The 26246-nt window shown below is 69.0% G+C and carries 25 protein-coding genes; 16 read left to right on the top strand and 9 right to left on the bottom strand.

The features are described 5' to 3' along the window. Positions 1-126: 126 nt before the first annotated feature. On the top strand, positions 127-324 hold the full coding sequence (locus tag J4O73_RS18770; protein ID WP_426219776.1) for a hypothetical protein: 198 nt from the start codon (positions 127-129) through the stop codon (positions 322-324). Positions 325-329: 5 nt separating this feature from the next. Here J4O73_RS18770 and J4O73_RS18765 read toward each other — a convergent pair whose 3' ends face one another. Next, positions 330-575 (bottom strand): hypothetical protein, encoded by a 246-nt coding sequence (locus tag J4O73_RS18765; protein ID WP_426219774.1) that lies wholly within the window; start codon positions 573-575, stop codon positions 330-332. Between the two features lie 320 nt (positions 576-895). Between J4O73_RS18765 and pstS the strand changes: the two genes are divergently transcribed. The 6 genes from pstS to phoB all read left to right on the top strand — a co-directional run bounded on the left by pstS (position 896) and on the right by phoB (position 6423). Continuing rightward, positions 896-1936 carry a phosphate ABC transporter substrate-binding protein PstS gene (pstS, locus tag J4O73_RS18760; protein WP_426219773.1) on the top strand — a complete coding sequence of 347 codons (1041 nt, stop codon included), beginning with the start codon at positions 896-898 and terminating at the stop codon, positions 1934-1936. Between the two features lie 100 nt (positions 1937-2036). Further along, a complete protein-coding gene (gene pstC / locus J4O73_RS18755) occupies positions 2037-3011 on the top strand; it encodes a phosphate ABC transporter permease subunit PstC (RefSeq protein ID WP_426219771.1) in 975 nt (324 codons plus the stop codon). Positions 3012-3024: 13 nt separating this feature from the next. Continuing rightward, positions 3025-3918, top strand: coding sequence for a phosphate ABC transporter permease PstA (gene pstA / locus J4O73_RS18750; RefSeq protein WP_426219769.1), 894 nt, complete (start codon positions 3025-3027; stop codon positions 3916-3918). Positions 3919-3989: 71 nt separating this feature from the next. Then, complete coding sequence (gene pstB / locus J4O73_RS18745) at positions 3990-4772, top strand: phosphate ABC transporter ATP-binding protein PstB (protein ID WP_378975626.1); 783 nt, start codon at positions 3990-3992, stop codon at positions 4770-4772. Between the two features lie 31 nt (positions 4773-4803). Beyond that, the gene (gene phoU, locus J4O73_RS18740; RefSeq protein ID WP_378973435.1) at positions 4804-5517 is read left to right on the top strand and encodes a phosphate signaling complex protein PhoU; all 714 of its coding nucleotides are present in this window, start codon (positions 4804-4806) and stop codon (positions 5515-5517) included. A 210-nt stretch (positions 5518-5727) separates the two neighbouring features. Beyond that, positions 5728-6423: a phosphate regulon transcriptional regulator PhoB gene (phoB, locus tag J4O73_RS18735; protein WP_426219767.1), complete on the top strand. Its 696-nt coding sequence runs from the start codon at positions 5728-5730 to the stop codon at positions 6421-6423. Position 6424: 1 nt separating this feature from the next. Here the strand turns inward: phoB and J4O73_RS18730 are convergent, their stop codons facing one another. The 4 genes from J4O73_RS18730 to J4O73_RS18715 are packed head-to-tail and all read right to left on the bottom strand — an operon-like array spanning position 6425 to position 11592. Next, positions 6425-8569, bottom strand: coding sequence for a protein-disulfide reductase DsbD family protein (locus J4O73_RS18730; RefSeq protein ID WP_426219765.1), 2145 nt, complete (start codon positions 8567-8569; stop codon positions 6425-6427). A gap of 31 nt (positions 8570-8600) precedes the next feature. Then, positions 8601-10427, bottom strand: coding sequence for a M24 family metallopeptidase (locus J4O73_RS18725; protein WP_426219763.1), 1827 nt, complete (start codon positions 10425-10427; stop codon positions 8601-8603). 42 nt (positions 10428-10469) lie between these two features. Next, complete coding sequence (locus J4O73_RS18720) at positions 10470-10643, bottom strand: ribosome modulation factor (RefSeq protein WP_426219761.1); 174 nt, start codon at positions 10641-10643, stop codon at positions 10470-10472. Between the two features lie 31 nt (positions 10644-10674). Then, positions 10675-11592 carry a 50S ribosomal protein L11 methyltransferase gene (locus J4O73_RS18715; protein WP_426219759.1) on the bottom strand — a complete coding sequence of 306 codons (918 nt, stop codon included), beginning with the start codon at positions 11590-11592 and terminating at the stop codon, positions 10675-10677. Positions 11593-12125: 533 nt separating this feature from the next. Here J4O73_RS18715 and modA point away from each other — a divergent pair. From modA to J4O73_RS18690, 5 genes are all read left to right on the top strand, one after another. Then, positions 12126-12935 (top strand): molybdate ABC transporter substrate-binding protein, encoded by an 810-nt coding sequence (modA, locus tag J4O73_RS18710; RefSeq protein WP_426219757.1) that lies wholly within the window; start codon positions 12126-12128, stop codon positions 12933-12935. Positions 12936-13169: 234 nt separating this feature from the next. Next, complete coding sequence (gene modB / locus J4O73_RS18705; RefSeq protein WP_426219828.1) at positions 13170-13862, top strand: molybdate ABC transporter permease subunit; 693 nt, start codon at positions 13170-13172, stop codon at positions 13860-13862. Next, positions 13859-14971 (top strand): molybdenum ABC transporter ATP-binding protein, encoded by a 1113-nt coding sequence (modC, locus tag J4O73_RS18700; RefSeq protein WP_426219755.1) that lies wholly within the window; start codon positions 13859-13861, stop codon positions 14969-14971. The genes modB and modC overlap by 4 nt, the downstream gene beginning before the upstream one ends. A gap of 115 nt (positions 14972-15086) precedes the next feature. Further along, positions 15087-15554 (top strand): TadE/TadG family type IV pilus assembly protein, encoded by a 468-nt coding sequence (locus J4O73_RS18695; protein WP_426219754.1) that lies wholly within the window; start codon positions 15087-15089, stop codon positions 15552-15554. Further along, positions 15551-17194, top strand: a complete 1644-nt coding sequence (locus J4O73_RS18690) for a TadG family pilus assembly protein (protein ID WP_426219752.1) — start codon at positions 15551-15553, stop codon at positions 17192-17194. The genes J4O73_RS18695 and J4O73_RS18690 overlap by 4 nt, the downstream gene beginning before the upstream one ends. Before the next feature lie 186 nt (positions 17195-17380). Here the strand turns inward: J4O73_RS18690 and J4O73_RS18685 are convergent, their stop codons facing one another. The 4 genes from J4O73_RS18685 to J4O73_RS18670 form a co-directional block, all read right to left on the bottom strand. After that, on the bottom strand, positions 17381-18541 hold the full coding sequence (locus tag J4O73_RS18685; protein WP_426219826.1) for a M20 aminoacylase family protein: 1161 nt from the start codon (positions 18539-18541) through the stop codon (positions 17381-17383). Beyond that, complete coding sequence (locus tag J4O73_RS18680; protein WP_426219750.1) at positions 18541-19761, bottom strand: GNAT family N-acetyltransferase; 1221 nt, start codon at positions 19759-19761, stop codon at positions 18541-18543. The genes J4O73_RS18685 and J4O73_RS18680 overlap by 1 nt, the downstream gene beginning before the upstream one ends. A gap of 231 nt (positions 19762-19992) precedes the next feature. Then, complete coding sequence (locus J4O73_RS18675) at positions 19993-20742, bottom strand: glycerophosphodiester phosphodiesterase family protein (protein ID WP_426219748.1); 750 nt, start codon at positions 20740-20742, stop codon at positions 19993-19995. Then, positions 20739-21215, bottom strand: coding sequence for a RidA family protein (locus J4O73_RS18670; RefSeq protein WP_426219746.1), 477 nt, complete (start codon positions 21213-21215; stop codon positions 20739-20741). The genes J4O73_RS18675 and J4O73_RS18670 overlap by 4 nt, the downstream gene beginning before the upstream one ends. Positions 21216-21468: 253 nt before the next feature. On the opposite strand from J4O73_RS18670, the gene J4O73_RS18665 reads away from it, so the two are divergent. From J4O73_RS18665 to J4O73_RS18650, 4 genes are all read left to right on the top strand, one after another. Continuing rightward, the gene (locus tag J4O73_RS18665) at positions 21469-22659 is read left to right on the top strand and encodes an aspartate aminotransferase family protein (protein WP_426219744.1); all 1191 of its coding nucleotides are present in this window, start codon (positions 21469-21471) and stop codon (positions 22657-22659) included. 25 nt (positions 22660-22684) lie between these two features. After that, positions 22685-23668 carry an ornithine carbamoyltransferase gene (gene argF / locus J4O73_RS18660; RefSeq protein ID WP_426219742.1) on the top strand — a complete coding sequence of 328 codons (984 nt, stop codon included), beginning with the start codon at positions 22685-22687 and terminating at the stop codon, positions 23666-23668. Between the two features lie 106 nt (positions 23669-23774). Then, complete coding sequence (locus J4O73_RS18655; protein WP_426219740.1) at positions 23775-24764, top strand: Hsp33 family molecular chaperone; 990 nt, start codon at positions 23775-23777, stop codon at positions 24762-24764. 226 nt (positions 24765-24990) lie between these two features. After that, positions 24991-26232, top strand: a complete 1242-nt coding sequence (locus J4O73_RS18650; protein WP_426219738.1) for a hypothetical protein — start codon at positions 24991-24993, stop codon at positions 26230-26232. The last annotated feature ends 14 nt before the right edge of the window (positions 26233-26246 follow it).

Genomic DNA, 26246 nt, shown 5'->3' with positions numbered 1-26246 from the left:
GTCGCAGTCAGGTCGTTAAGCTTAACGACAGGTTGACGGTAACGAGGAATTAACCAACCTGATCGACGGTGTCCGTCGCTCATTCCGGAAGGAGAGCGAGACGGTTTTCGGTGCGGGATTAAGACCATGAGCCGGATTGTCGCCGAGTCACGGACGCAAGCCCCCTCCGCCAAGTCGGGAACGGGCGTGGATACCGGCCATCTCGGGCAGAGCCTGCGCCGTGTCTACGAGGGTAGCATCGACACGCAGCCGATTCCCGACTCCCAGGTCGATCTGCTGCTGCGCCTGCGCCACAAGGAGCGTGAGCGCCGTCAGGCGGTCTGATCGCGCTACCAGCGCCTCGCGCCGGGTTGGCGGCCGTATTCCGCCGCCCGGATCCGCGTGAGCACCCGATCGAGGTTCAGGAGAAGCCCGGCTTCCTCGCGTGCCGCCTCGTCGGCCTCGGCATCGTCCTTCGCGATCCGCTGCCGGGTCTGGACCAGGGCCAAAGCCCGTTCCAGCGCCTCGCGCTCCTCGTGAAGCTCGCGCCAGGCGGCGTCCGGATCCTGTCCCTCCTGCGCCGTCCCTGTCACCACGCTCCGCGTCCTTCTCGGCCCCATCTCCCGCGGCTTCGGATCCGCGAGTCGATGCGACATCAACGCAGAGGCCCGCGATAGCGTGCCATCCTCTGGAACGCGCCCCGCCGAAACTACATGTCCGATCGGTTTCCAGGCCAGATCGAATCGGAAAATCAGTTTCTTACCGCAGCGCGGAAGGATGCCGCGGGCCAGCTTGTCATAGGCCTGTCATACGACCTTCGTATCGCCCCCGAGCCCGGCCGGAGCTTTCCGCGCCCCTTGGATGTGCGCCGTATCGCCCCAGGGCAGCGGCGCGACTGACCGAGACGGAGACACCCTTGAAACCCTTCGCTTACGCGCTCGCCCTCGGCCTCGCGACGGCCCAGCTCGCCTCTGCGGCCCTGGCGGCCGACATCACCGGCGCTGGCGCCACCTTCCCCTTCCCGGTCTATTCCAAGTGGGCGGAAGCCTACCGCAAGGAGACCGGCACCGGCTTGAACTACCAGTCGATCGGCTCCGGCGGCGGCATCAAGCAGATCCAGGCCAAGACCGTCGATTTCGGCGCCACCGACGCCCCTCTGAAGGGTGAGCAGCTCGCCAAGGACGGCCTCGTCCAGTTCCCGACCGTGATGGGCGGCGTGGTCACCGTGGTGAACATCCCCGGCATCGAGCCCGGCAAGCTGAAGCTGACCGGCGAACTCATCGCCGACATCTACGCTGGCAAGATCGCCAAGTGGTCCGACCCGCGCATCGCCAAGCTGAACGAGGGCGTGAAGCTCCCCGACGCGAACGTGACCCCGGTCTACCGCTCGGACGCCTCGGGCACGACCAACATCTTCACGACCTACCTCTCCCAGGCTTCTGAGGCCTGGAAGAAGGAATTCGGCGCCGCCACCACCATCTCCTGGCCCGTCGGCCAGGGCGGCAAGGGCAACGAGGGCGTCACCGCCACCGTGAAGCAGGTCCCGAACTCGATCGGCTACGTCGAGTCCGCCTACGCCAAGCAGAACAAGCTCGCCTACACGCTGATCCAGAACAAGGACGGCCAGTTCCCCGAGCCGACCGACAAGGCGTTCCAGGCCGCTGCCGCCAGCGCCGACTGGAAGGCCGCTCCGGGCTTCGGCATCTCGCTCACCAACCAGGCGGGCGCCGAGGCCTGGCCGATCACGGCCGCGACCTTCATCCTCGTCTACAAGGAGCCGGCCGACTCGGCGAAGGCCGCCGAGGTGCTGAAGTTCTTCGACTGGGCCTACAAGAACGGCGACAAGCTCGCTTCCGACCTCGACTACGTCCCGCTGCCGGACAACGTCGTCGGCCTGATCCACGACGAGTGGAAGACCATCAAGGGCAAGGACGGCAAGCCCGTCTTCGGAATGTGATCCGGGATATGTGATCCGGGCCGGGAGGGGGCGACACGCCCCCTCCCTCGCATCGCGGACACCTCCGCGATAACAGTCCATCATCTTCAGAGAATCGCGGATGTCCGCCTTGACGCAGTCCCTCGCCAGCGCCGAGACGCGCGCCACCCCGCGCAAGGGGCCGAGCCGGGGCCTCGATGCGTTGTTCCGCGCTTCCTCCTACGGCGCCGCTTTGGTGGTGCTGCTGGTGCTCGCCGGGATCCTCGGCTCGATCATCTACGGCGGCTGGCCCGCCTTCCGCGAATTCGGCTTCGGCTTCCTCACCTCGAGCGCCTGGAACATCGGCACCGAGCAATACGGCGCCCTCGTCGCCGTCATCGGCACGGTCGCCTCGGCGGTCCTCGCCCTGCTGATCGGCGTGCCGGTCTCGCTGGGCATCGCGATCTTTCTCACGCAGCTCTGCCCCGGCTGGGCTCGCAAGCCCGTTGCGATGACGATCGAGCTGCTCGCGGCCGTCCCCAGCATCATCTACGGCATGTGGGGCCTTTTCGTGTTCGCGCCGCTCTTCGCGCGCTTCGTGCAGATCCCGGTCTCGAACCTCGTCGAGGGCATGCCGATCATCGGCACGCTGCTCTACGCCCGCGTTCCTTCGGGCGTCGGCATCTTCACCGCCGGCATCATTCTGGCGATCATGATCGTGCCGTTCATCGCCTCGATCGCCCGCGATATGCTCGACCAGATCCCCACGGTCCTGCGCGAGAGCGCCTACGGCATCGGCTGCACCACCTGGGAGGTCGTGCGCCACGTGCTCGTGCCGGAGGCGGCGGTCTCGATCATCGGAGCCATCATGCTCGGCCTCGGCCGCGCGCTCGGCGAGACCATGGCGGTGACCTTCGTGGTCGGCAACGCCAACCGGCTCTCGGCCTCGATCTTCGATCCCTCGTCCACCATCGCCTCGCGGATCGCCAACGAGTTCAACGAGGCGGACGGGCTTCAGCTCAACGCCCTGATGGCGCTCGGCTGCATCCTGTTCGTCATCACCTTCATCGTGCTGATCATCGCGCGGCTGCTGACCCGCCGCGTTCGGGCCGCCTGAGGAGACCATCGCCATGGACGCGACCAATCCCCTCGTGACGGCTCCGGCGCCGCAGCGCGCCAGCCGCGTCCGGCCCGGCCGCCGGGTGGCGGACCGGATCCTGCGGGTCTCCTGCCTCGTGGCCACGGTGGTCGGGGCGATCGTCCTCGGCTCGATCCTGCTGATGCTGATCGTCCGGGGCGTCCAGGGGTTCACCCCGTCCCTGTTCACGCAGCCGACCCCCGGCCCCGGCTCGGAGGGAGGCGGCATCGCCAACGCGATCCTGGGCAGCCTCGTGCTCACCACGATCGGCATCGTGGTCGCGACGCCGATCGGCGTGATGGCGGGCACCTATCTTGCGGAATACGGGCGGAATTCGAAGCTCGCGGATCTGATCCGCTTCCTCAACGACATCCTGCTCTCGGCGCCGTCCATCCTGATCGGCCTGTTCGTCTACACCCTGATGGTGCGGCCGATGGGGACCTATTCCGGCTGGGCCGGCGGCGTGGCGCTGGCGATCATCGCGGTGCCGGTGATCGTCCGCACCACCGAGGATATGCTGCGGCTCGTGCCGGGCACCCTGCGCGAGGCCGGCGCGGCGCTCGGCGCGCCCCCCTCCGTCGTCATCACCAGCGTGACGTGGAAGGCGGCCTCGGCGGGCATCGTGACGGGCATCATCCTGGCGCTGGCCCGCATCGCGGGCGAGACCGCGCCGCTCCTGTTCACGGCGCTCAACAACAATTCCTGGTTCTCGGCCAACCTCATGGGCGGCGTCGCGAACCTTCCGGTGATGATCTACCAGTTCGCGCTTTCGCCCTATCCGAACTGGCAGGGTCTCGCCTGGGCCGGCGCCCTCCTGATCACCGGGACCATCCTGGCCCTGTCGATCGTCGCCCGCATCGTGATCAAGCCCCAGCGTTCCCGCTGACCCCGCGTGACGTACGATCCCACCACGAGGACATGACGATGAACGCCGCCTCCGCAAGGCCGACAGGTGCCATGGGCCACAACGCCCCTGCCGCCGGCCGGGCCGTCCGCATCGCCGTGAAGGACCTGAACTTCTACTACGGGTCGTTCCACGGCCTGAAGAACGTCAACCTCGACTTCTACGATCGGCAGGTGACGGCGCTGATCGGCCCCTCGGGCTGCGGAAAGTCGACCCTGCTGCGGTGCTTCAACCGCATCTACAGTCTCTACCCGGAGCAGCGCGCCGAGGGGCAGATCCTGCTCGACGGGCGCAACGTGCTCGATTCGAACGTCGACCTGAACGAGCTGCGGTCACGCATCGGCATGGTGTTCCAGAAGCCGACGCCGTTCCCGATGTCGATCTACGACAATGTCGCCTTCGGCCTGCGCCTCTACGAGAAGCTGCCCAAGGCGGAGCTCGACGTCCGTGTCGAGGAATCCCTGCGCAAGTCCGCCCTCTGGGACGAGGTGAAGGACAAGCTCAAGCAGCCCGGCACCGGCCTTTCCGGTGGCCAGCAGCAGCGCCTCTGCATCGCCCGCACCGTGGCGCAGCGTCCGGAGGTGATCCTGTTCGACGAGCCGACCTCGGCCCTCGACCCGATCTCGACCGGCCGCATCGAGGAGCTGATGGAGCAGCTGCGCGACGAGTTCACCATCGTCATCGTCACGCACAACATGCAGCAGGCGGCCCGCATCTCGCAGTACACGGCCTTCATGTATCTCGGCGAACTGGTCGAGTTCGACCAGACCAACAAGATCTTCATGAACCCCACCGAGCGCCGCACCCAGGACTACATCACCGGCCGCTTCGGCTGAGCCACAGATCAGGATTCGCGGAGGTCTCGCCATGCCCGGCCATATCGTCACGTCCTACGACACGGACCTAGAGGACCTGCGCCGGTCGATCTCGGAGATGGGCGGCGTCGCCGAGAAGATGACCGGCGAGGCGACCCTCGCCCTCGCCCGCAAGGACGAGAACCTCGCCCAGGCGGTGATTCTGGCCGACAAGCGGCTCGACACGCTCCAGCGCGAGATCGAGGAGAAGGCGGTCCTGCTCATCGCCCGCCGCCAGCCCATGGCGGTGGACCTCCGCGAGACCATCTCGGCCATCCGCGTCTCGGGCGATCTCGAGCGCATCGGCGACCTCGCCAAGAACGTCGCCAAGCGTGTCACCGCCATCGCCGACCAGTCGCCCGCGCAGAAGATCGTGCTCGGCGTACGCCACATGAGCGACCTCGCCGAGGGGCAGCTCAAGGACGTGCTGGACGCCTATGCGAGCCGTGACATCAAGGCCGCCCACGACGTGTGGGAACGGGACGGCGAGATCGACGCCCTGTACAATTCCCTGTTCCGCGAACTCCTGACCTACATGATGGAGGATCCGCGCAACATCTCGTTCTGCACGCATCTCCTGTTCTGCGCCAAGAACGTGGAGCGCATCGGCGATCACACCACCAACATCGCCGAGACTATCCATTATCTTCAGACCGGCGAGATCTTCATGGGCGAGCGCCCGAAGAACGACGCCTCGAACTACACGACGGTCGTGCCGGGCGCCTAAGAGCTCCTCATAGAACTCCCGTTCACCGGGAGTTCTCCCCCTGGCCTCGACGGCTTAGCGGGAATTTTGTGAGAGGCTCTCAGGCCCGGCAGGACCTGACCCATCGACGGCGCGGCCCTCGCTCAGGAAGGCCGCGCGGCGTAACAGCGTTGCCCGGACCCCTCGGTCGCCTTCGGCCGGGGGCATCCGGCGTGGAATGGACCACCGGCCATGCGTGTCCTGATCGTCGAGGACGAAGAGGCGCTCACCACCCTCCTGCGGTACAATCTGGAGGCAGAGGGCTTCAGCGTCGATTCCGCCGCGCGGGGCGACGACGCCGAGTTGCTGCTCGCCGAGCGCACCCCCGACCTCGTCCTGCTCGACTGGATGCTTCCGGGCCTGTCGGGCATCGAACTCTGTCGCCGCATCCGGGCGCGTCGCGAGACCGAGCGTCTGCCGGTCATCATGCTCACCGCCAGGGGCGAGGAAGGCGACCGGGTACGCGGCCTCGGCACCGGTGCGGACGATTACATCGTCAAGCCGTTCTCGGTGCCGGAATTGCTGGCGCGGGTGCGCGCCCTCCTACGCCGCGCCAAGCCCGCCCATGTCGCCGACCGGTTGGCGGCGGGTGACATCGAGCTCGACCGCACCGGTCATCGCGTCCGGCGCGGCGGCACCGAACTCCATCTGGGGCCGACCGAGTTCCGGCTGCTCGAATTCCTGATGCTCAGCCCCGGCCGGGTCTTCTCCCGCGAGCAATTGCTCGACGGCGTGTGGGGCCACGACGTCTATATCGACGAGCGCACCGTGGACGTGCATGTCGGCCGCCTGCGCAAGGCGCTCAACGGGCCGCGCCAGACCGACCCGATCCGCACCGTGCGCGGCTCGGGCTACGCCTTCGACGAGACCTTCTCCCTCGAAGCGTGATCTAGCGGACCGCGGCCGTGCGGTCGGGGATGGCGGACAGGGCGTCCAGCACTGTGCCCTCCGTGAGGATCTGCGGCAGCACCTGCGGCTCGCCCTGCGTGTAGAGCAGGTAGAGCGGCACGCCGCTGCGGCCGTGTTCTTCGAGCAGACGGGTGATCTCCGGGTTCTGGTTGGTCCAGTCACCCTTCAGGTAGGTGACGCCCTTGGCCCGCATCGCCGCCTGAACGGACGGTCGCGACAGCGAGGTGGTCTCGTTGACGGCGCAGGTGATGCACCACGCCGCCGTCAGGTTCACGAAGACCGGGCGCCGCGCGTCGCGCAAGGTATCGAGCCGCGTCCGGCTGAACGGCTCGGTGCCCTCGGAAGCGGCCTGCGCCGTCGACAGGGCAGGCTGCTGCGACAGGCCGAAGCCCAAAGTCACCACGGCGATGACCGCGAGGCCGGCCAACCCCTGGAAGATTCGCTCCCCGAGGGGAGTCGCGTTGCGGCTGCGTTCCCAGGCCCAGGCCGCGAAGCCCACGAGCACGACGCCGATGAGCGCTGCGAACAGGCCGCGCGCATCGACCTGCTGCGCCAGCACCCAGATCAGCCACGCCGCCGTGGCATAGACCGGGAAGGCAAGCGCCTGCTTCAGCGTCTCCATCCATGCGCCGGGGCGGGGAAGGATCCGTACGGCGCCGGGCCACAGGGTCAGAGCGAGGAAGGGCAGCGAGAGGCCGAGCCCGAGGGCGGCGAACACCGCCAGCGCCACGGCGGGTCCCTGCGTCAGCGCGAAGCCCACCGCCGCGCCCATGAAGGGAGCGGTGCAGGGAGTGGCGACGAGCGTTGCGAGCACGCCGGTGAAGAACGAGCCCGAGAGTCCGGCCCGGCGGGTCAGGCCGTCGCCGATCCCCGCGAATCGCCCGCCGAGGGAGAACACCCCCGACAGGCTCAAACCCACCGCGACGAGCAGATAGGCAAGACCGGCCACGACCGGCGGCGATTGCAATTGGAAGCCCCAACCGAGGCTCGCCCCGCCGCCCTTCAGACCGATCAGCAGCCCGGCAAGCCCAAGGAAGCTCGCGAGCACGCCCGCCGTGTAGGCGAGGCCGTGAAGCCGCACCCGCCCCAGACTCTCGCCCGACTGGCGGACGAGGCCGAGCACCTTGATCGAAAGGACCGGGAAAACGCAGGGCATCAGGTTGAGAATAAGCCCGCCGAGCAGCGCGAGACCGATCGCTGCCAGGAGCGTCGGCTGGTCCGCCGGCTGGGAAGGGGCGCCGGAGGATGCGGGAGTGCTCGCGGACGGCATGGCCGAGGGCACCGCCGCGGGCTCGTCGCCATAGGCGAAGGCGAGGCGCACGACGCCGTTGCCGGTCTCTTCCTCCACCGTCAGCACGCCGGGCAGGGACCCGGGGAAGGTCTTGTCGTCCCCCCGCGCCAAGGTGAGATGCAGACCCTGGTCATCGACGCTCAGCGTCTGTTCGGCGGCGTTGTCGATCGCCGTCTCGCCATAGGGGAAATAGGCAGCGGATTTGATCGAATCCGGCTTCAGGCCGCTCGCGGCGAAATCCAGGCGGATCCGGTCGCCCTCGCGGGAAAGACGCTGTGGCCAGACCGGCGCGACGGGCAGGGCGGCCCGCGCGCGGGCGAACAGGGCAGCGTTGGCCGGATCGGGCGTCGCCTTGCCGACCGGCAGAGTCAGGCTCAGATCGGCCGAGCCCGGAATGCACTCCGTCTCGCAAACGAGATAGGTCAGCTTGCCCGCGAGCCGCACCGGTTCGGCCGGATCGAGGCTCGGCGGCGGCGAGACCGGCACGAGGAGCGTCACCTCGCCCTCGTAGCCGTAGTTCATCAGCGTCGCGATCGGGATGCGGTGCGGCGCGGGCCAGCGGAGGCCCCCGGTGCCGAACCCGGCGGGCAAAGTCCACGTGATCTCCGGCGGAAGGCCGGAATCGCCGGGATTGCGCCAGTAGACGTGCCAGCCGGGCTTCAGCGTCATCGTGACGGCGAGGGTGAAGGGCGTGCCGCCCGCAACCGCCTGCGGCTCCGCCGCGAGGCTCGCCCGCACGAGATCGGCGGGCGGACGCAGGCCCTGAGCCTGGGACGGGCCGAGACTCGAAGCGAAGCCGAGGCAGGCAAGGAGCAGGAGAAGGCGGGCGATCATGCGAAACTCTTCGCGCCGGATTGGGGCCGCATCATGCGCCGAGCGGGGCCGTCGCCGTCTCCAGCCAGTCCCGCGTCGGCGCGTCGAGGAGCGGCGCCAGCGCCTCCCGCACCCGCGCGTGGTAGGAGTCGATCCAGGCGCGCTCGCTCGTATCGAGCAGGGCCGGTTCGATGAGACGGCGATCGTAGGGGGCGAGGGTCAAGGTCTCGAAGCCGAAGACCGGCCGCTCCCCGCCCTCCACCGCACGCGGCTCGACGAGGACGAGGTTCTCGATGCGGATGCCGTAGCGCCCGGTCGCGTAGTAGCCGGGCTCGTTCGAAAGGATCATGCCCGGCTCCAAGGCCACGGTGCCGGTCTTGGCGATGCGTTGCGGCCCCTCGTGCACGGAGAGGAAGGCGCCAACGCCGTGGCCGGTGCCGTGGTCGAAATCGAGCCCGGCCCGCCACAGGGGGAGACGGGCCAGCGCATCGATCTGCGCGCCGGTCGTTCCTTTCGGAAACACCGCGCGGGAGATGGCGACGTGGCCCTGCAGCACGCGGGTATAGCGGTCCCGCATCTCGGGGGTTGGTTCGCCGATGGCGAGCGTCCGGGTGATGTCGGTGGTGCCGTCGGGATATTGCGCGCCGGAATCGACGAGAAACAACTCGCCTGGGCCCACCGCACGGTCGGTCTCCCGCGTCACCCGGTAATGGACGATGGCGCCGTTCGCGCCCGAGCCGGAAATGGTCGGGAAGGACACGTCGCGCAGGTCGCCGCCCGCCGCGCGGAAATCCTCCAACGCTTCGACGGCGGCGATCTCGGTGAGGTTGCCGGAGGCCACCGCGCCGTCGAGCCAGGCCAGGAAGCGCACGACGCTCGCCCCGTCGCGCAGGTGAGCGGCACGGGTGCCCGCGATCTCGGCCCCGTTCTTGACTGCCTTCATGGCGGTGATCGGGTCCTTGCCGACATCGACCGTGCCGCCCGAGGACTCGACGCGCTCCTTCAAGGCGACGGCCCCCGTCGCTCCGTCGAGGCGCACGCGAGCCCCTGAAAGGGCGGCGATCCCCTCATCCAAGTCGAGGCGGGGGCCAATCTCTGCGACGGCTTCGAGGGCCGCATGCAAGGCCGGGTCGATCTCGCCCGAAACGAGATAGAGCCGCGCCCGGCCCTCACGGGGTAGGATCGCGTAGCCCAGCGCCAGGGGCGTGTGGCCGATATCGCCGCCGCGCAGGTTGAAAGCCCAAGCAAGGTTGTGGGGGTCCGAGATCACCAGGGCGTCGCAGGAATCGGCGACGAGTGCCGCCCGCACCCGCGCGAGCTTGTCCGCCGATGATTCCCCGGCCAGGGTCTCGGGCTGGATCACGACCCGCCCGGCGGGAGGCTTCGGGCGGCCCGCCCAGCAGGAGTCGACCGGGTTCTCGGCCAAGGCTCGCAGGGTGCCCCCGGCCTTGGACGCCGCCCGTTCGAGGCGGGCGACGCCGTCCGGCGTGTGCAGCCAGGGATCGTAACCGAGCACTCGGTCCCGGCCGAGATGCTCGGCGATCCACGCCTCGGCATTGCTCTCCGCCAGGGGCACGACGGTGATCAGGCCGGTATCGACCTGCGCGGGCGCCTGGAGGGTATAACGCCCATCGACGACGAGCGCGGCGCTGTCGGCGAGGATCACCGCCGTTCCGGCTGAGCCCGTGAAGCCGGTGAGCCACGCGAGCCGCTCGGCATTGTCGGGGACGTATTCCGATTGATGCTCGTCGGCGCGGGGGACGACGAAGCCGTCCACTCCCGCCTCGCGCAAGGCGGCGCGGAGGGCGGCGATCCGCTCGGGCCCCTTGCGGTGGCCGGGATCGTCGAAAGTCTGAAAGCGGCGGCGGGTCTCGGTCATGACGTGAATCTATCGCCCGGGGCCACCCTCGGGCAACGGATGTCAGGACGCGTCCGGCGTCGGAGTAGTGGGCATCCCGTCATAGCCTTCGAGCCATTCGACCCGCTCGCGCGATTCCGCCGGATAGGGGCATGCATCCTTCGGGCGGCCATGGGTACGGGCACGGGCGCCCTCGGCGATCGGATCGGGCGTCTCGGAGGCGGGTGTGTCGGTCATGTCTCTTGAGATGAGAGGTCTCACCGCCGGGTCAACGTCTCCGCGGCGCCGCGCCGCCCCGGCGCAGGACGAGATGCACCCATCCCTCGATCACGCCGCGCTTCGAGAGCGCGAAGCCCTGGTGGCGATAGGCCGAGAGCACGCCCGGCACGTCCCGCTCGATCAGGCCCGACAGGACAAGCGTACCGCCCTCGGCCACCACCCGGGACAGGCTCGGGGCGAGCATTCGCAGGGGCTTGGCGAGGATGTTGGCGAAGACGAGATCGAAATGGCGGCTGCGGTCGGCTATGCGGTGCCGGGTTCCGGCGGCATGGTAGAGCTTCAGCCAAGGTCCCAGCCCGTTGAGCCGGGCGTTCTCCCGCGCGGTGATCACCGCCTCGACGTCGAGGTCGCCCGCCACGACCGGCTGGCGCAGGTCCTTGGCGGCGGCGAAGGCGAGGATGCCCGTGCCGGTGCCGACATCGAGCACATGGCGCGGGCGGCGGCGCTTGCGCTCGGCCACCAGGGCGCGCAGGCAGCCGAGGGTGGTGCCATGATGGCCGGTGCCGAAGGCAAGCGCGGCTTCGATCTCGATGGCGAGGTCGTTCGTCCGACGCACCTCCCGATCGTGGGAGCCGTGGATCAGGAAGCGGCCCGCGCGCACGGGCTTCAGCCCCTCCAGCGACGCGCGCACCCAATCCTGCTCGGCGATGGTGCGGAACTCCGCCTCGTCGGCCTGTGGGCCGATCACCGGCCGAATCAGTTCGCGGATGAAGGCCTCGTCCGGCTCGTCGGCGAAATAGGCTTCGAGCCGCCACGTCTTGCCGTCCGCATCCTCGAAGGCCGCGACCGCCGTCTCGGTCGGATCGAACATCTCGCCGAGCAGGTCGGTCATGGCCCGCGCCGACCTCTCATCGGTGTCGAGGCGCAGAATGTGAGTCGGTCGGTGGGGAGGCAGACCTTCGAGCATGGCCGCCCTGTTAGCGTGCCTGCTCGCTCTGTCACAGGGGCCTGCGCAAAATCGGGCCAAGTGCGGGACGAGTGCGGGCCATGTGACGGACCGGACTGCGATTCTTTCGCAGCGCTGCCCAGGATTGCGGCATCGTGGTCGGCCGTTGATTAAATGAGCCGGGAACTGCCGCCCGAGGCCGACGTTTTCGGGGGCTTCGGCACGAAATCGTTCAAGGGAAGAGGAAAAGTGAAGCGTTCGAGTCGTCCCCTCCTTGGCCAGACCGGCCCGCATGGGCCGATCGTTCTCGCGCGGAACCCGAATCGCCGCCGCGACGCGCGCTTTGGGGCGCCCCTGCCCGATTCGCCGCTACCGGGCCGCCTTCTGGTCGCCCTTAGTCGCCTCCACCGGGCCGAAACCGCCCCGCCTCACGCAAGTGGCTCCTCGCGGGATGAGACCTGAGCCGACATGACCTCTTGCCGGAATCACGGCCGGTCGTAAGATCACCGCCATAGCCGGCCGGATATAACGGTCGGCGCGGAAGGGGTCCGGCGATGGCGATCACACGGCGCATCTGGCTCGCGGCGGCGCTTACGGCATTGCCGCTGGCATCGAGCCTCCCTGCACGGGCGGCCGAGCCTGTGGTGGTGTTTGCCGCTGCGAGCCTCAAGAACGCTCTCGACGAGGCCTCCGCCCTTTGGACGAAGGATGCGGGCAAGGCGGCGCCACGGATCTCTTATGCCGGCTCGAATGCTCTCGCGAAGCAGATCGAGGCGGGCGCGCCGGCCGATCTCTTCATCTCCGCCGACGAGGCGTGGATGGATTATGCCGACAGGGCCGGGGCCATCCGGCCGGGCAGCCGCTTCAATTTCCTGCGTAACACGCTGGTGTTGATCGCCCCGGCCGATGGTTCGGCCGCGTCCGGGGTGAGCCTCGCGCCCGGTCTCGGCCCGAACCTCGCCAAGGCGCTGGCCGGGGGCAAGCTCGCCATGGCGAATACCGAGGCGGTTCCGGCGGGGAAGTACGGCAAGGCCGCGCTCGAAAAGCTCGGCGGGTGGGACGCCGTGAAGGGGCAAGTGGCGCAGGCCGAGAACGTGCGCGCGGCCCTGCTCCTCGTCGCGCGAGGCGAGGCGCCCTTGGGCATCGTCTACGCCACCGACGCCGCCGCCGATCCGAAGGTGAAAGTGGTCGCCACCTTCCCCGCCGACAGTCACCCGCCCATCGTCTACCCGGCGGCCCTCATCAAGACGTCCACGAACCCGGATGCCGAGGCTTTCCTCGCCTTTCTGAAGAGTGCTCCCGCCCGCGCTTCCTTCCAGAGCCAGGGCTTCACGGTGATCGACGCTCCCGGCGGCGGACTTTGAGGTCGAGACGGGCGGCCCTTCGATCCCGCTCTCTTCCGAACCTTCCAGAGCGGTGGCCAACCGGGTTGAGCCATTCCCGTCGATCAATCACAGGTCGTCATTGCTTCGCTGCGCTCGCAATGACGGAGGTCCGTGAGCCATCGTTCGGATACGGCTCTACGCCGCTTCGCAGCGCCTCAGGATGCGGTAGGTGAGGGGGATCCTGTTGGCGGTGGCAGTGAAACAGACTCCATGATGCTCGGCCTCGGCCCCGAGGAATGGCAGGCCGTCCTTCTCAGCCTGAAGGTGGCGGCCTGTGCCACGATCGTCTCCCTGCCCCTGGGGCTCGGTGTCGCGTGGATGCTCGCCCGCCGCCGCTTTCCCGGCCGGGCGCTGCTCGACGGGCTCGTCCATTTGCCGCTGATCCTGCCACCCGTCGTCACCGGCTACCTGCTGCTCCTGGCCTTTGGCCGTCGCGGCGTGTTCGGCGCGCCGCTGGCCGAGGTCGGAATCGTCTTCGCCTTTCGCTGGACCGGCGCGGCCCTGGCCTGCGCCGTGATGGGGTTTCCGCTGATGGTGCGGGCGATGCGTCTCTCCATCGAGGCGGTGGACGCCCGCCTTGAGGATGCGGCCGGGACCCTCGGGGCCTCGCCGCTCATGGTGTTCCTCACGGTCACCCTACCGCTCAGCCTGCCAGGCTGCCTCGCGGGGGCCGTGCTCGCCTTCGCCAAGGCGATGGGCGAGTTCGGAGCGACGATCACCTTCGTCTCGAACATCCCCGGCGAGACACAGACCCTTCCGTCCGCGATCTACACTCTCACCCAGGTGCCGGGCGGGGAGGGGGCTGCGCTCCGCCTCACCCTCGTCTCGGTCGCCCTGTCGATCGCAGCGCTCCTCGCCTCCGAGGCCCTGGCGGCCAGGGCCGGACGGCGGCTGGGGGCCGGATGAGCGGTGAGCCTGCCATCACCGTGGATGTCCGCTTCCACCGGGGGGATTTTACCTTGGAGGCGGCCTTTTCCGCCGGGCCCGGGCTCACGGCCCTGTTCGGGCGCTCCGGCTCGGGCAAAACCACGCTGATCGATCTGATCGCCGGGCTCGCGCGGCCCGAAGGGGGCCGGATCGCGGTGGCGGGTCACGTCCTCGTCGAGACGCAGCGGCGGCTGTTCCTGCCGCCTCATCGCCGCCGGGTCGGCGTGGTGTTTCAGGATGCCCGGCTGTTCCCGCATCTCACCGTCGCGCAGAACCTCGCCTATGGCCGGGTCTTCGCACGCCTGCCCCATGACCGCGCGGAATTCGCGGCCGTCACGGGCATGCTCGGCATCGAAACGCTTCTCACCCGCCAGCCCGCCGGACTCTCGGGAGGCGAGCGCCAACGGGTCGCCATCGGCCGTGCGCTTCTGGCGCGGCCCCGGCTCCTGCTCATGGACGAGCCGCTGGCCGCCCTCGACGACGCCCGCAAGGCCGAGATCCTTCCCTATATCGAGCGACTGCGCGACGAGGCGGGGGTGCCGATCGTCTATGTCAGCCATTCCGTCGCGGAGGTGGCGCGGCTCGCCGCCACCCTCGTCGTGCTCGACGGGGGCCGGGTCGCGGCGTCCGGGCCCGCCGAGGCGATCCTGCGCCGAGCGGACTTGATCCCGCTCCACGGTGAGCCCGGCGCCCTGCTCGACATGGTGGTGGAGGGCACGGACGAGGCGAGCGGCCTGACCCGCCTCGTCGGCCGGGCGGGGCATCTGCTCGTGCCCGACCTCGCCCGCTCCATCGGTGCGGCGGTCCGCGTGCGGATCCCCGCCCGCGACGTCCTCGTCGCCACGCACGTCCCGCAGGGGCTCTCGGCTCGCAACGCCCTGCCGGGACGGATTGCCGCACTCGTCCCAGACGGAAAGGGTGTCCTGATCGAGATCGACTGCGGGGGGGCCATCCTTCTCGCCCGCCTCACGGAAGCCGCCGTACGCGACCTCGCCCTCGTGCCGGGCCGTGAGGTCTACGCCGTCGTCAAGAGCGCGGCCTTCGACCCGGACGGCTTCGGCACGACCCGCCCCGCTGTCGCGATCTGACGCGATGCTCGGATTTCGGCGCCATAACCTTTAGGCGAGCATACAACCATAAATTAGGATTCAGATTCCACTCTGGGTTGTATTACGCCCAGGTGGCGGCGGCTGGAGCCGACCGATGCGAGTATCCGCCCGACCTTTCGGAAGCCTGAAATCCGATCAGAATCCCTTGCGCGGATGGAGCCGTTGCCGACGGGGCGGATCGGCGGTCGAGTTCGCGCTGATTGCTCCGATGCTGCTTGCCATGGTGGCAGGCATTCTCACTTTCGGCATCCTGCTTGGTGCGGCGCACAACCTGCGGTTGGTAACGGCGGAAGCCGCCCGCGCGTCGATCGCCGGGGTCACCGATGCCGAGCGCGCCACGATTGTGCGGGATACGGTCACGCGCAGCCTCTCCAACGGAGCAATGTTCCGGCCTGGCAGCGTCTCCGTGCAGGTCGGCACGGATGCGACCGACCCGAACGTCACGGTCGTGACGGTGACCCTCGACGCCACGACCCTCGGCCTCGGCCTGTTCTCGCGCCTGCTCCCGTACCTGCCGAATGTGATGTCGAGCACGGTCACCGTCCGACGGGGCGGCCTGTGAGGAACACGCGACTTCTCGGCCGGATCGCGGGGCGATGGGGCTTTGCGCGGGCGAAGGGCGGCAACGTTGCCATCCTCGTGGCGCTGAGCTCCACCATGATCATGGGTGCCGCCGCTGTGGGCATCGATCTCGGCGTCGCGGTTCACATGAAGCGCAAGGCGCAAGGGGCGGCCGATGTGGCGGCCATGCTGGCGGCTGTCGATATCGCCAACGCCGCCCCTCTGGCACGCCGCTCTCTGGCCGATAACGGCTTCGGCACCGCGGCGGCGACGGTCAATCTCGGCACCTACGATTCCACCGCCGCTATCGGCGCGCGCTACACGGATGGCGGCGGGGCCGGCAACGCGGTGCGCGTGAAGCTCACCACCACCGCGCCCGCGACCTTCGTCCGCTTCGTCGGATTGCCGGGGTCCGTCCCGATCACGGTCACCGCCACGGCCGCGACGGCGCAGTTCGCCGCCTTCACCGTTGGGTCGGGCATTGCGGCCGTCGATGGCGGCATCGCCAATGCCGTTCTCGGCTCCCTGCTCGGGGTCAAGCTGTCCCTGCGGGCGGTGGATTACGATGCGCTGGCGGGTGTCCGGATCGATGGCTTGCGTGTCCTCGACGCGCTCGGGGCCAGCCTGGGCCTTCAGAATGCGGGCTACACGCGGATCCTCGCGAGCAACGCCAGCATCGGCCAGATCGTCATGGCCTTGCGGGTCGGCGCGCAAGGCAACAGCACCGCCGTCGCGGCGCTCACCTCCATCCTCAATGCCATGCCCAATCCGGGCAACCTCGTACCCCTCACCCAGCTCGACGCCCTGGCCGATGCGGTCTCGGTGGCACCGGGGCCGGGCCTGCCCGGGCCCTCGGAGCCGTTGATGAGCGTGCTCAGCGCCGCAGCCTCCATCGCCAACGGCCAGAACCAGATCGCCCTCGATCTCGGCGTCGCGGTGCCCGGCCTGCTCTCGACGAAGCTGACTCTCGCCATCGGAGAGCGGAAACGCAGTTCCGGCTGGGTCCGGCCCGGGACCGCCAACGCCACGGTGCGGACGGCGCAGACACGCCTGCTACTGGAGACGACGCTCGCGGCGCCCCTCGGCCTCGGCCAGTTGAACCTGCCGCTCTTCGTGTCGGCTGCTCCGGCCAAAGGCACCTTGCGCAGCCTCACCTGCGGCTCATCCGGCCGGCAGGTGGTGATCGACGGCCAGACCGGGCTCGCCACGCTGGCCATCGCCGAGATCCCACGCAGTGCGATCAACACGGGGGATCTGGGGCCCGACCTGTCGAAACCTGCGACACTCCTGGCCCTGCCGCTTCTTCAGGTGACCGGACGCAGCCAGCTCGTTCTCGGCACGAACACGCAGTCCCTGACCTTCAACGAGGCCGACATCGCCGCCTTCCGGGTTCGCAGCATCGCCTCCGGCGCCATCGCACAGTCGCTGACGAGCAGTCTGCTCGGGAACCTCGTCCTGTCGCTCAATGGGCTCGGGCTCACCCCCCTGTTGCAGCCCGCCCTGTCGGCGACCCTGCTCGCGACGGCTCCGGCCCTCGACCTCGTCCTCGGCTCGGTGATGAAGGTGCTCGGCCTACGCCTCGGCTATGCCGACTACGGCATCGACGGCACCCTCTGCGGACAGGCCGTTCTGGTGCAGTGAACCGAGGCTCAGCCGATCTGCGTCAGGAGGGTGAGTGCGCCGAAGATCAGCACGGCGGCCACGGAGATGCCGAGCAGGATGAGGCTCGCCCGCGATTCCCGCATGTCGGCCGACATGGCGTCTCCCCTTGTTCTTCTCTGGCGGGAAGTGTCCCACCCGCCCCGTGTCCTGTCGAGTCCGTCCCGCTCACGCGGCGGTGCGGCGCTCCACCATTCGCGCCAGAAAGGCGCTGCCGATCGGGATGATCGAATCCTCGAAATTATAGGCGGCGTTGTGCAGCCCCGCGCCCGGCCCCGCTCCGAGCCAGACATAGGCGCCGGGCACGCGCATGGTCATGTCGGCGAAGTCCTCGCTGCCCATGCGCGGGGTGGCGTTGGCATCGACATTCTCGGACCCGAGCAGTTCGGCGGCGACCGCGGCGGCGGCGGCGGCCTGCTCCGGCGCGTTCTCCAGCACCGAGAACACGTCCCGCAGATCCACCTCGATCTCGGCCCCGTAGGCGGCCGCGAAGCCCGCCGCCAACTCGCGGATGCGCGTGCCCGCGAGCTTGCGCACCTCTGCATCGAAGGTGCGGACCGTGCCCGCCATCTGCGCCGTCTCGGGGATGACGTTGTAGGCCGAGCCCGCCATGATCTTGGTGATCGACAGCACGATCGACTTCAGCGGATCCGCGTTGCGCGAAACGATGGATTGCAACGCCTGGGCGAGGCCGGTGGCGACGATGATCGGATCGTTGCCCCGGTGCGGCTGCGCCGCGTGAATGCCCCGACCCCGGATGCGGATATCGAAGAAGTCCGCCGCGGCCATGATCGGGCCGGGGCAGAGCTTGATCTGCCCGAGGCGACCACCCGGCTGGTTGTGCAAGCCGTAGATCTCGTCGCAGGGAAAGCGATCGAACAGCCCGTCCTTCAGCATGGCGCGGGCGCCGCCCAGTCCCTCCTCGGCGGGCTGGAAGACGAACACCGCCGTCCCGTCGAAATCGCGGGTCTCGGCGAGATAGCGTGCGGCGCCGATCAGCATGGTCGTGTGCCCGTCATGCCCGCAGGCGTGCATCTTTCCGGGCACTGTCGAGCGGTAGGGGAGGTTGGTCTCCTCCTCGATGGGCAGGGCATCCATGTCGGCGCGCAGGCCGATCCGGCGGCCGTTGTCGCTGCGGCCCTTCAGCAGCCCGACGACCCCCGTGCCGCCGATGCCGCGATGGACCTCGCAGCCGAATTTTTCGAGGAGGTCCGCAACGATGCCGGAGGTGCGCACCTCTTCGAAGCCGATCTCGGGATGGGCGTGGAAGTCCCGCCGCAGGGCGGTGAGTTCGTCGGCAAAACCTTGGATACGCTCGATCGGGTTCATCATGCCTGCTCGTCGGGGGTGCCGCGCCGGAAGGGGGTGAGGGTGTCGAGGACATCGACCGCCTCGGCCACATGGGCGCGCTCGCGCTGCAAGTAGTCGGCCACCGCCTTCCGCAGGGACGGATCGGCGATGTCGTGGGCGGAATGCATCAGCACCGGGCGGTAGCCGCGGGCGAGCTTGTGCTCCCCCTGCGCCCCGGCCTCGACCCGCTTGAGGCCGCGTGAAATCGCGAAGTCGATGGCTTGGTAGTAGCAGACCTCGAAATGCAGGAACGGGTGGTCCTCGACGCAGCCCCAGTTGCGGCCGTAGAGGGCGGTATCGCCGATCATGTTGATGGCGCCCGCGATGTAGCGGCCCTCGCGCTTGGCCATGATGAGCAGCACGCGGTCCGCCATCCGCTCGGTGAGCAGGGAGAAGAACTTCCGGTTCAGGTAGGGGCGGCCCCACTTGCGGGCCCCCGTATCCATGTAGAACCCGTAGAAGGCATCCCAGACCGCCTCGGTGAGGTCGGCGCCGGTCAGATGCTCGATGGTGATTCCGGGGAGCAGGGCGTCGCGTCGCTCCCGCTTGATCGTCTTGCGCTTGCGAGAGGAAAGGGCGGCGAGAAAATCCTCGAAGCTCGCGTAGCCGTCATTCTCCCAGTGGAATTGCTGATCGGTGCGCTTGAGGAAGCCCGCCGCCCCGGCGCGCTCCCATTCGGCCTCGCGCATGAAGGTGACGTGGATCGAGGACGCCTCGACCTCGCCGCGCAGGGCGCGCAGGCCCGCAACAAGGCCGGCGGTCGCCTCGTCCGGATCAGCGCCGGGGGCGATGAGGAAGCGCGGCCCGGTCACGGGCGTGAAGGGCACGCTCACCTGAAGCTTCGGATAGTAGCTGCCCCCCGCCCGCTCGAACGCGTCGGCCCAGCCGTGGTCGAACACGTATTCGCCCTGACTGTGGGATTTGAGATAGCACGGCGCGGCGGCCAGGAGCGTGCCCTCGCGCTCCACCACCACATGCACCGGCAACCAGCCGGTGCGGCGCGAGACGCAGCCCGATTCCTCCAGCGCCGAGAGGAAGGCGTGGGTGACGAAGGGATTGTGGGTCTCGTCCCCCGCCGCCAGGGTCTCGGGGGACAGGGCGCAGGCATCCCAGGCTTGCGCACCGATCTCCTTGAGCCCCGGAAGGGCTCTCACCGTGAGGGGGGCGGCGTCCGGCGGCGGCGCGGAGGCTTGCTTCATGTCCGCCAGTCTAACGGCCGCCGGGGACGGGGCAAGCGGCGGATCGTTGCAGGAGGGATGAGTCGTTCGGGAAAAGGATCGCTTCGATGTCCCGCGCCCCGCGAAGGACACGCAACACGCCTCTGACAGGCCGATGCTATCGTCTCGCCGTCATTGCGAGCGGAGCGAAGCAATCCAGCAGCGCCACGTTTCGAGGCGTCCCGCCGCCGTGGATCGCTTCGCCGACGCCCCTCAGGGCATGAACCCCTCGAACACCATCTGGTCCGCATGCGCTTGCGCGTGCGCGCGCTGGTCGGGGTTGCGCACCGTCCAGGCCATGACCGGGAGCCCGGCGAGCAGGCGGCCGAGATAGGTCGGCGCGCAGGGGAGGTCGTCCACCCGCCAGGAGAGGAAGTCGGGCCGCGTCTCCTCATAATGCAGGAGGTCGCGCAGGCTGCGGCGCTGGCTATCCGGCATCGTCACGTAGACCGGATCACCCTGATTCGATTCCGCCACGATCCCGCGCGGGATGCGGGCGGGCAGCCCCTCGCGGAGCGTGGCGACAACCTCCGGATCGAAGGATTTCAGTGCCACCAGTCCGTCATAGGCGGCGGCGATCTCGGCCGTGCGGCGGGCAAGGCGCAGGTCGCCGTCATAGGCCGACTTGATCTCCACGATCACCGGCACGGCGCCCGCCACCGCCGCGAGGAACTCCGGCAGGGTCGGGATGCGTTCGGACGAGCCCGCCACGGCGAGCCGTCCGAGATCCGCCGCCGGGGTGTCGCTGACCCGCTCGGTCGCCCCGGTGAGGCGTCCGAGGGCGGAGTCGTGGAACACCATCGCCTCGCCATCGGCGCTGATCTGCACGTCGCACTCGATCGCGAAGCCCCCCGCCACGGCCGCGCGGGCGGCGGCGAGGGTGTTCTCCGGTCGGCCCGCCGCGCGGTCGTGCAGCCCGCGATGGGCGATCGGCCGGGCGGTGAGCCAGCCGAAGCCGGTCATCCCTTGACCTCGAAGATCGCCTCGACCTCGACGGCGGCATCGAGGGGCAGTTCCGCCACGCCGACGGTGGAACGGGCATGCCGTCCGCGATCGCCCAGCACCTCGACCATCAGGTCCGAAGCGCCGTTCATGACGCCGGCCACCGCCGAAAAGCCCGGCGCGCTGTTGATGAAGCCGCCGAGGCGCACGCACTGGACCACCGCCCGGTCGAGGTCGCCCACCGCCGCCTCGAGCTGCGAGAGCAGGTTGAGGGCGCAGAGCCGGGCGGCCTCCTTGCCGGCTTCGGCCGAGACGTTGCCGCCGACCTTGCCGGTATGCTCGGGCGCGATCTTGCCGTCGGCGCCGAAGCAGACCTGACCGGAGATCACCACGAGGCTACCCGTTCGCACGAAGGGGACGTAATTCGCCACCGGCGCCGCCGCCTTGGGCAGGCTCAGACCGAGGGAAGCCAGACGTTCCTTGACCGTGCTCATGCGGATGTTCTCCCAACCGAATCCGCGGGCTCTGGAACACGGGGAGGGTGGCCCGCGCAAGGGGCGGGGCCTGCGCGGCACGGTGCGGTCCGGCCTAGAACAGGGCTGGGTCGCACCCGGCACGGGGCCTACAGGACCCTTGTGCGATTGACAGCACCGGCTCGATTCATAGTAATCGCGCGCGTGCCGCCCGGTGACCGAGGCGGCCTTTTCATTTGGTGCCGCCGACCCCTCGCGCGACGGAGACCGGAACGTGACATCCGCCCTTCTGCCGAACTATGCCCGGGCTCCGCTCGCGTTCGAGCGAGGCGAGGGCGCATGGCTCGTCACGCAGGACGGGCAGCGCTACCTCGATTTCGGGGCGGGCGTCGCCGTGAACGCCCTCGGCCACGCCCATCCGCACCTCGTCTCCGCCCTCACCGAGCAGGCGACCAAGGTCTGGCACGTCTCGAACCTGTTCCAGATCCCCGAGGGCGAGCGGCTAGGCCGTCGCCTCGTGGAGGCGACCTTTGCTGAGGTGGCCTTCTTCTGCAACTCGGGGGCCGAGGCCAACGAGGCCGCGATCAAGATCGCGCGGAAGTACCATGCGGCAGGCGGCCACCCGGAGCGCTACCGGATCGTGACCTTCGAGGGCGCGTTCCACGGGCGCACCCTCGCGACCCTCGCGGCGGGCGGGCAGCAGAAGTACATCGACGGCTTCGGCCCGAAGGTCGAGGGCTTCGATCAGGTGCCGACCGGCGATTTCGCGGCACTCGAGGCCGCGATCGGCCCCGAGACGGCGGCCCTGATGATCGAGCCCGTGCAGGGCGAGGGCGGCGTGCGCGTCATCCCCCCCGCCGATCTGCGCCGTCTGCGTGAGATCTGCGACCGGCACGGCCTCCTCCTGATCATGGACGAGGTGCAGACCGGCATGGGCCGCACCGGCAAGCTGTTCGCCTATGAATGGTCGGGCATCGCGCCGGACATCCTCAGCGCGGCCAAGGGCATCGGCGGCGGCTTCCCGCTCGGCGCCTGCCTCACCACCAAGGAGGCTGCCCGCGGCATGGTCGCGGGCAGCCACGGCTCGACCTTCGGCGGCAACCCGCTCGCCATGGCGGTGGGCAATGCCGTGCTCGACGTGGTGCTGTCGGACGGCTTCCTCGATCGCGTCGCCCATACCGGGCTCGTGCTGAAGCAGAAGCTCGCGGCCCTGCGGGACAAGCATCCGCAGGTCATTGAGGACGTGCGCGGGGAGGGGCTGATGATCGGCCTCAAGCTCGGCGTGCCCAACACCGAATTCGCCGCGGCGGCACGGGAGGCCCACCTCCTCGTGATCCCGGCCGGCGACAACGTCGTGCGGCTGATTCCGCCGCTGATCGTCACCGAGTCGGATGTCGACGAGGCGGTCCGGCGGCTTGATGCCGCCGCGACCGGTTTCGAAGCGCTGCGCGGGGCGGCCGAATAAGGCGCCGCCGGAAAGTCCCTACCCCATGACCTCGAAGACCAACGGCCGGGCCAAGGCCCCGGCCAGTCCCGGCGGCGTTTCCGTCCAGACCCGCCACTTCCTCGACCTCTCGGATTTCTCCGGGCCCGAGATCCGCCGCATGCTCGATTCCAGCGCTGCCATGAAGGCCGCGCGCCGGAAGGGCGAACGCTCGGCCGACCGGCCGCTCGTGGGCAAGACGCTGGCCATGGTGTTCGACCGCCCCTCGACCCGCACCCGCGTCTCCTTCGACGTGGCGATGCGCGAGCTCGGCGGCGAGACGCTGATGCTCACCGGCTCCGAAATGCAGCTCGGTCGCGGCGAGACCATCGGCGACACGGCGCAGGTGCTGTCCCGCTTCGTGGACGCGATCATGATCCGCATCCTCGACCACGGGCAGATGCTGGAACTGGCCGAGCATGCCACCGTGCCGGTGATCAACGCCCTCACCAAGCACTCGCATCCCTGCCAGATCATGGCCGACGTGCTGACCTTCGAGGAGCATCGCGGGCCGATCAAGGGCCGCACCGTCGCGTGGTCCGGGGACGCCAACAACGTGCTGGCGAGCTGGGTCCACGCCGCCGCCCGGCTCGACTTCACCATGAATGTCGCCTGCCCGCCGGAACTGGCACCGCCCGCCTCGCTGATCGCCTGGGCGAAGCGCGAGGGCGCGCGCCTCAACGTCACCTCCGATGCGCGCGCGGCGGTGGACGGTGCGGATGCGGTCGTCACCGATTGCTGGGTGTCGATGGGCGACGACGACGAGAGCCACCGGCACAACCTGCTCTCGCCCTACCGGGTCGATTCCAAGCTCATGGCGGCGGCCAAGCCCGATGCGATCTTCATGCATTGCCTGCCCGCCCACCGGGGTGAGGAAGTCACCGCCGAGGTGATGGACGGGCCGCAATCGGTGGTGTTCGACGAGGCCGAGAACCGGCTGCATGCGCAGAAGGGTATTCTGGCCTGGTGTCTCCAGGCGAACGGCGCTTGAAGACTGCGACCCCAGGGGCGCTGCCCCTGGATCCCGCTGGAAGGGCGCAGCCCTTTGGGAACCCCATGCCGAGTCACCATATGACGGGGGTATTCACGGAGAGACCATGACCGCAGGAACCGAGACCCCCGGCGTCGATGATGCAGTGCTGCCCTTCGCCGTCGAAGCCCTCGATGTGCGCGGACGGGTGGTGCGGCTGGGGCCTTCCATCGACACGATCCTGCGCCGCCACGGCTATCCCGATGCGGTGGCCCGGCTCCTCGGCGAGGCTGCGGCGCTCACCGTGCTGCTCGGAGCGTCGCTGAAATTCGAGGGACGGTTCCAGCTCCAGACCAAGACCGATGGCCCGGTCGAGATGATCGTGGTCGACTTCGAGGCGCCCGACCGGCTTCGCGCCACGGCGCGGTTCGACGCCGCGCGCGTCTCGGCCCTCGGAACCGGCCCGGTGCGCGATGCGGACCTGATCGGCAACGGCCACCTCGCCATGACCATCGACCAGGGTACGGCGGCGAGCCGCTACCAGGGCGTTGTGCCGATGGAGGGCCAGAGCCTTGAGGAGGCGGCCCACCAGTATTTCCGGCAATCCGAACAGATTCCCACCGTCGTGCGCCTCGCCGTCGCCGAATCCGTCGGTGAGGCAAGCGGGGCGTGGCGAGCGGGCGGCCTGATCGTCCAGTTCCTGCCCCAGTCCACCGACCGGGCGCGCCTCGCCGACCTCCCCCCGGGCGACATCCCGGAGGGCCACGTCCATCTCGGCGAGGGTGCGCCGGAGGACGACGCCTGGGTGGAGGCCCGCTCACTGGCCGCGACCATCGAGGACCACGAACTCGTCGATCCCAACGTAACCAGCGAGCGGCTGCTCTACCGTCTGTTCCACGAGCGCGGCGTTCGCGTCTTCGATCGCCAGCCCGTGCATGAGACTTGCCGCTGTTCCCGCGAGCGGGTGATGGGCATGATTCGGTCCTTCAGCCCGGAGGAACGGCGGGAGATGGTGGCCGATGACGGGCGCATCGTCATCACCTGTGAGTTCTGCTCGCGCCGCTACGACCTCGATCCGGCGGAGGTCGAGGCCGAGATCGCGAGCAACGAGGGCTGAGCCTCATCGGGGAGAAGCCCTGCCCTCTCCCTTGGTCGCCGCGTCTTTGGCTCTTCCACGAAGACAAGGCGCAGCCAGACTACGCAGAACCGGCCGATATGGCCAAGCTTACCTCGCGTAACGCTCAAGTCATCGCAAGTGTTGCATGATTTTCTGCGTACGAAAACTTGAACCGTTTTTATGCCCTCGGCGTTGCGAAGCATAATTTTCGACGTGAGGGAACCCCATGACTCAATTCACCACGCGACTGTCCGTGAGCCTTGCCGCGCTTCTGCTGAGTACGTCGGTCTATGCCCAGCAGGGCATGGGCGGCGAGCGCGGTGGCGCCGCCGGCGGACAGGGTGGCCGCCCCGAGGCCGGCATGAAGGCCGAGGGTGGTGCCAAGGCGGGCGGCAACACGGGCGCGATGTCCGGAGCCTCGTCGCAGAAGGAGATGGGCGGCGCAGACCGTCAGGCCGATCGTCAGTCGGGCGGCCAGATGGGCCAGGACCGCGCAGGCCGTGAGGGCGCGAAGGCGGATCGCTCCGCCGACCGCAATGCCCAGGGTGCCGATCGGGATCGCTCCGCTGCCAACGGCCGCAACGGCGAGCGCGACAACGACCGGACGGCTCGCAACGGTAACGACCGTGGCGAGCGCATGGGCCGCGACCGCCGTGACGGCGACCGGGCCGAAGGGCGCAGCGAGTTCCGTGGCAGCCGCACCCAGATCGACAGCCGCAGTGCGCGCTTCGAGGGCGGCTTCCGCCGTGAGGGCCGCTTCGTGTTCATCGGTGGCCAGCGGGTCGTCTATGGTTCGCCGGAATACCGTCGCCTGATCGTCGAGCATCGCGGCCCGCGCGAGCGGTACGTGGTGATCCGTGGCCAGCGGGTCGTGTACGGCTCGCCGGAATATCGCCGTCTCGTCAGCGTCCGTGAGGGTGGCACCCGCACACGCTACGTGACCATCCGTGGTCAGCGCGTCCTGTATGGGTCGCCCGAGTACCGCCGTCTCGTCAGCATTCGCGAGACCGGTCCGAGCGAGCGTTGGGTGGTGATCCGCGGCCAGCGCGTGCGTTACGGCTCGGCCGAGTACCGTCGCCTTTCCGGGGGCGTGGTCGGAGCGAGCTTCGGCACCGAAACCCGCGCGGGAATCCGGACGGATCGCGAGCGCAGCAGCTTCCGCAGCGAGCAGAACCGCCGCGGCGACGTCCAGGCTCGTGGCGAAAACCGCGGCGAGAACCGGGGCGACATGAAGCGCGACGCCAAGAATGACATGAAGAACGACGGTGCCCGCAATGCCGGGATGCGCGGCGAGGGTGATCGCCAGAACAACACGCGCAACGTCTCCGACCGCGACAACGGCGGTCAGCAGGGTGGCATGGAGCGCGGCAATCGCGGTAACGGCGGCGAGATGCAGCGCGGCGGTCGTGGCGGCGCCGAAGGCGCTGGCATGAAGGCCGGCGGCGCGGCGGGCGGTCAGGCCCGCTAAGCCAAGCCAGTCGC

This window comes from Methylobacterium sp. NFXW15 (genome assembly GCF_049887755.1).
Classification (GTDB): domain Bacteria; phylum Pseudomonadota; class Alphaproteobacteria; order Rhizobiales; family Beijerinckiaceae; genus Methylobacterium.
The sequence above is the reverse complement of the archived record's forward strand: the minus strand, read 5'-3'. Positions and strand labels throughout refer to the sequence as shown.

Excerpts from the sequence above, each read along its gene's own strand:
- J4O73_RS18675 (WP_426219748.1), bottom strand. The coding sequence starts at position 20,742 with ATGACCGGCTTCGGCTGGCTCACCGCCCGGCCGATCGCCCATCGCGGG.
- J4O73_RS18670 (WP_426219746.1), bottom strand. The coding sequence starts at position 21,215 with ATGAGCACGGTCAAGGAACGTCTGGCTTCCCTCGGTCTGAGCCTGCCC.
- phoB (WP_426219767.1), top strand. The coding sequence starts at position 5,728 with ATGCGTGTCCTGATCGTCGAGGACGAAGAGGCGCTCACCACCCTCCTG.
- J4O73_RS18770 (WP_426219776.1), top strand. The coding sequence starts at position 127 with ATGAGCCGGATTGTCGCCGAGTCACGGACGCAAGCCCCCTCCGCCAAG.
- argF (WP_426219742.1), top strand. The coding sequence starts at position 22,685 with ATGACCTCGAAGACCAACGGCCGGGCCAAGGCCCCGGCCAGTCCCGGC.
- modB (WP_426219828.1), top strand. The coding sequence starts at position 13,170 with ATGCTCGGCCTCGGCCCCGAGGAATGGCAGGCCGTCCTTCTCAGCCTG.
- J4O73_RS18720 (WP_426219761.1), bottom strand. The coding sequence starts at position 10,643 with ATGACCGACACACCCGCCTCCGAGACGCCCGATCCGATCGCCGAGGGC.
- J4O73_RS18680 (WP_426219750.1), bottom strand. The coding sequence starts at position 19,761 with ATGAAGCAAGCCTCCGCGCCGCCGCCGGACGCCGCCCCCCTCACGGTG.
- J4O73_RS18655 (WP_426219740.1), top strand. The coding sequence starts at position 23,775 with ATGACCGCAGGAACCGAGACCCCCGGCGTCGATGATGCAGTGCTGCCC.
- J4O73_RS18730 (WP_426219765.1), bottom strand. The coding sequence starts at position 8,569 with ATGATCGCCCGCCTTCTCCTGCTCCTTGCCTGCCTCGGCTTCGCTTCG.
- J4O73_RS18715 (WP_426219759.1), bottom strand. The coding sequence starts at position 11,592 with ATGCTCGAAGGTCTGCCTCCCCACCGACCGACTCACATTCTGCGCCTC.
- phoU (WP_378973435.1), top strand. The coding sequence starts at position 4,804 with ATGCCCGGCCATATCGTCACGTCCTACGACACGGACCTAGAGGACCTG.
- pstA (WP_426219769.1), top strand. The coding sequence starts at position 3,025 with ATGGACGCGACCAATCCCCTCGTGACGGCTCCGGCGCCGCAGCGCGCC.
- pstB (WP_378975626.1), top strand. The coding sequence starts at position 3,990 with ATGGGCCACAACGCCCCTGCCGCCGGCCGGGCCGTCCGCATCGCCGTG.
- J4O73_RS18650 (WP_426219738.1), top strand. The coding sequence starts at position 24,991 with ATGACTCAATTCACCACGCGACTGTCCGTGAGCCTTGCCGCGCTTCTG.
- modA (WP_426219757.1), top strand. The coding sequence starts at position 12,126 with ATGGCGATCACACGGCGCATCTGGCTCGCGGCGGCGCTTACGGCATTG.
- modC (WP_426219755.1), top strand. The coding sequence starts at position 13,859 with ATGAGCGGTGAGCCTGCCATCACCGTGGATGTCCGCTTCCACCGGGGG.
- J4O73_RS18695 (WP_426219754.1), top strand. The coding sequence starts at position 15,087 with ATGCGAGTATCCGCCCGACCTTTCGGAAGCCTGAAATCCGATCAGAAT.
- J4O73_RS18725 (WP_426219763.1), bottom strand. The coding sequence starts at position 10,427 with ATGACCGAGACCCGCCGCCGCTTTCAGACTTTCGACGATCCCGGCCAC.
- J4O73_RS18685 (WP_426219826.1), bottom strand. The coding sequence starts at position 18,541 with ATGAACCCGATCGAGCGTATCCAAGGTTTTGCCGACGAACTCACCGCC.
- pstC (WP_426219771.1), top strand. The coding sequence starts at position 2,037 with ATGTCCGCCTTGACGCAGTCCCTCGCCAGCGCCGAGACGCGCGCCACC.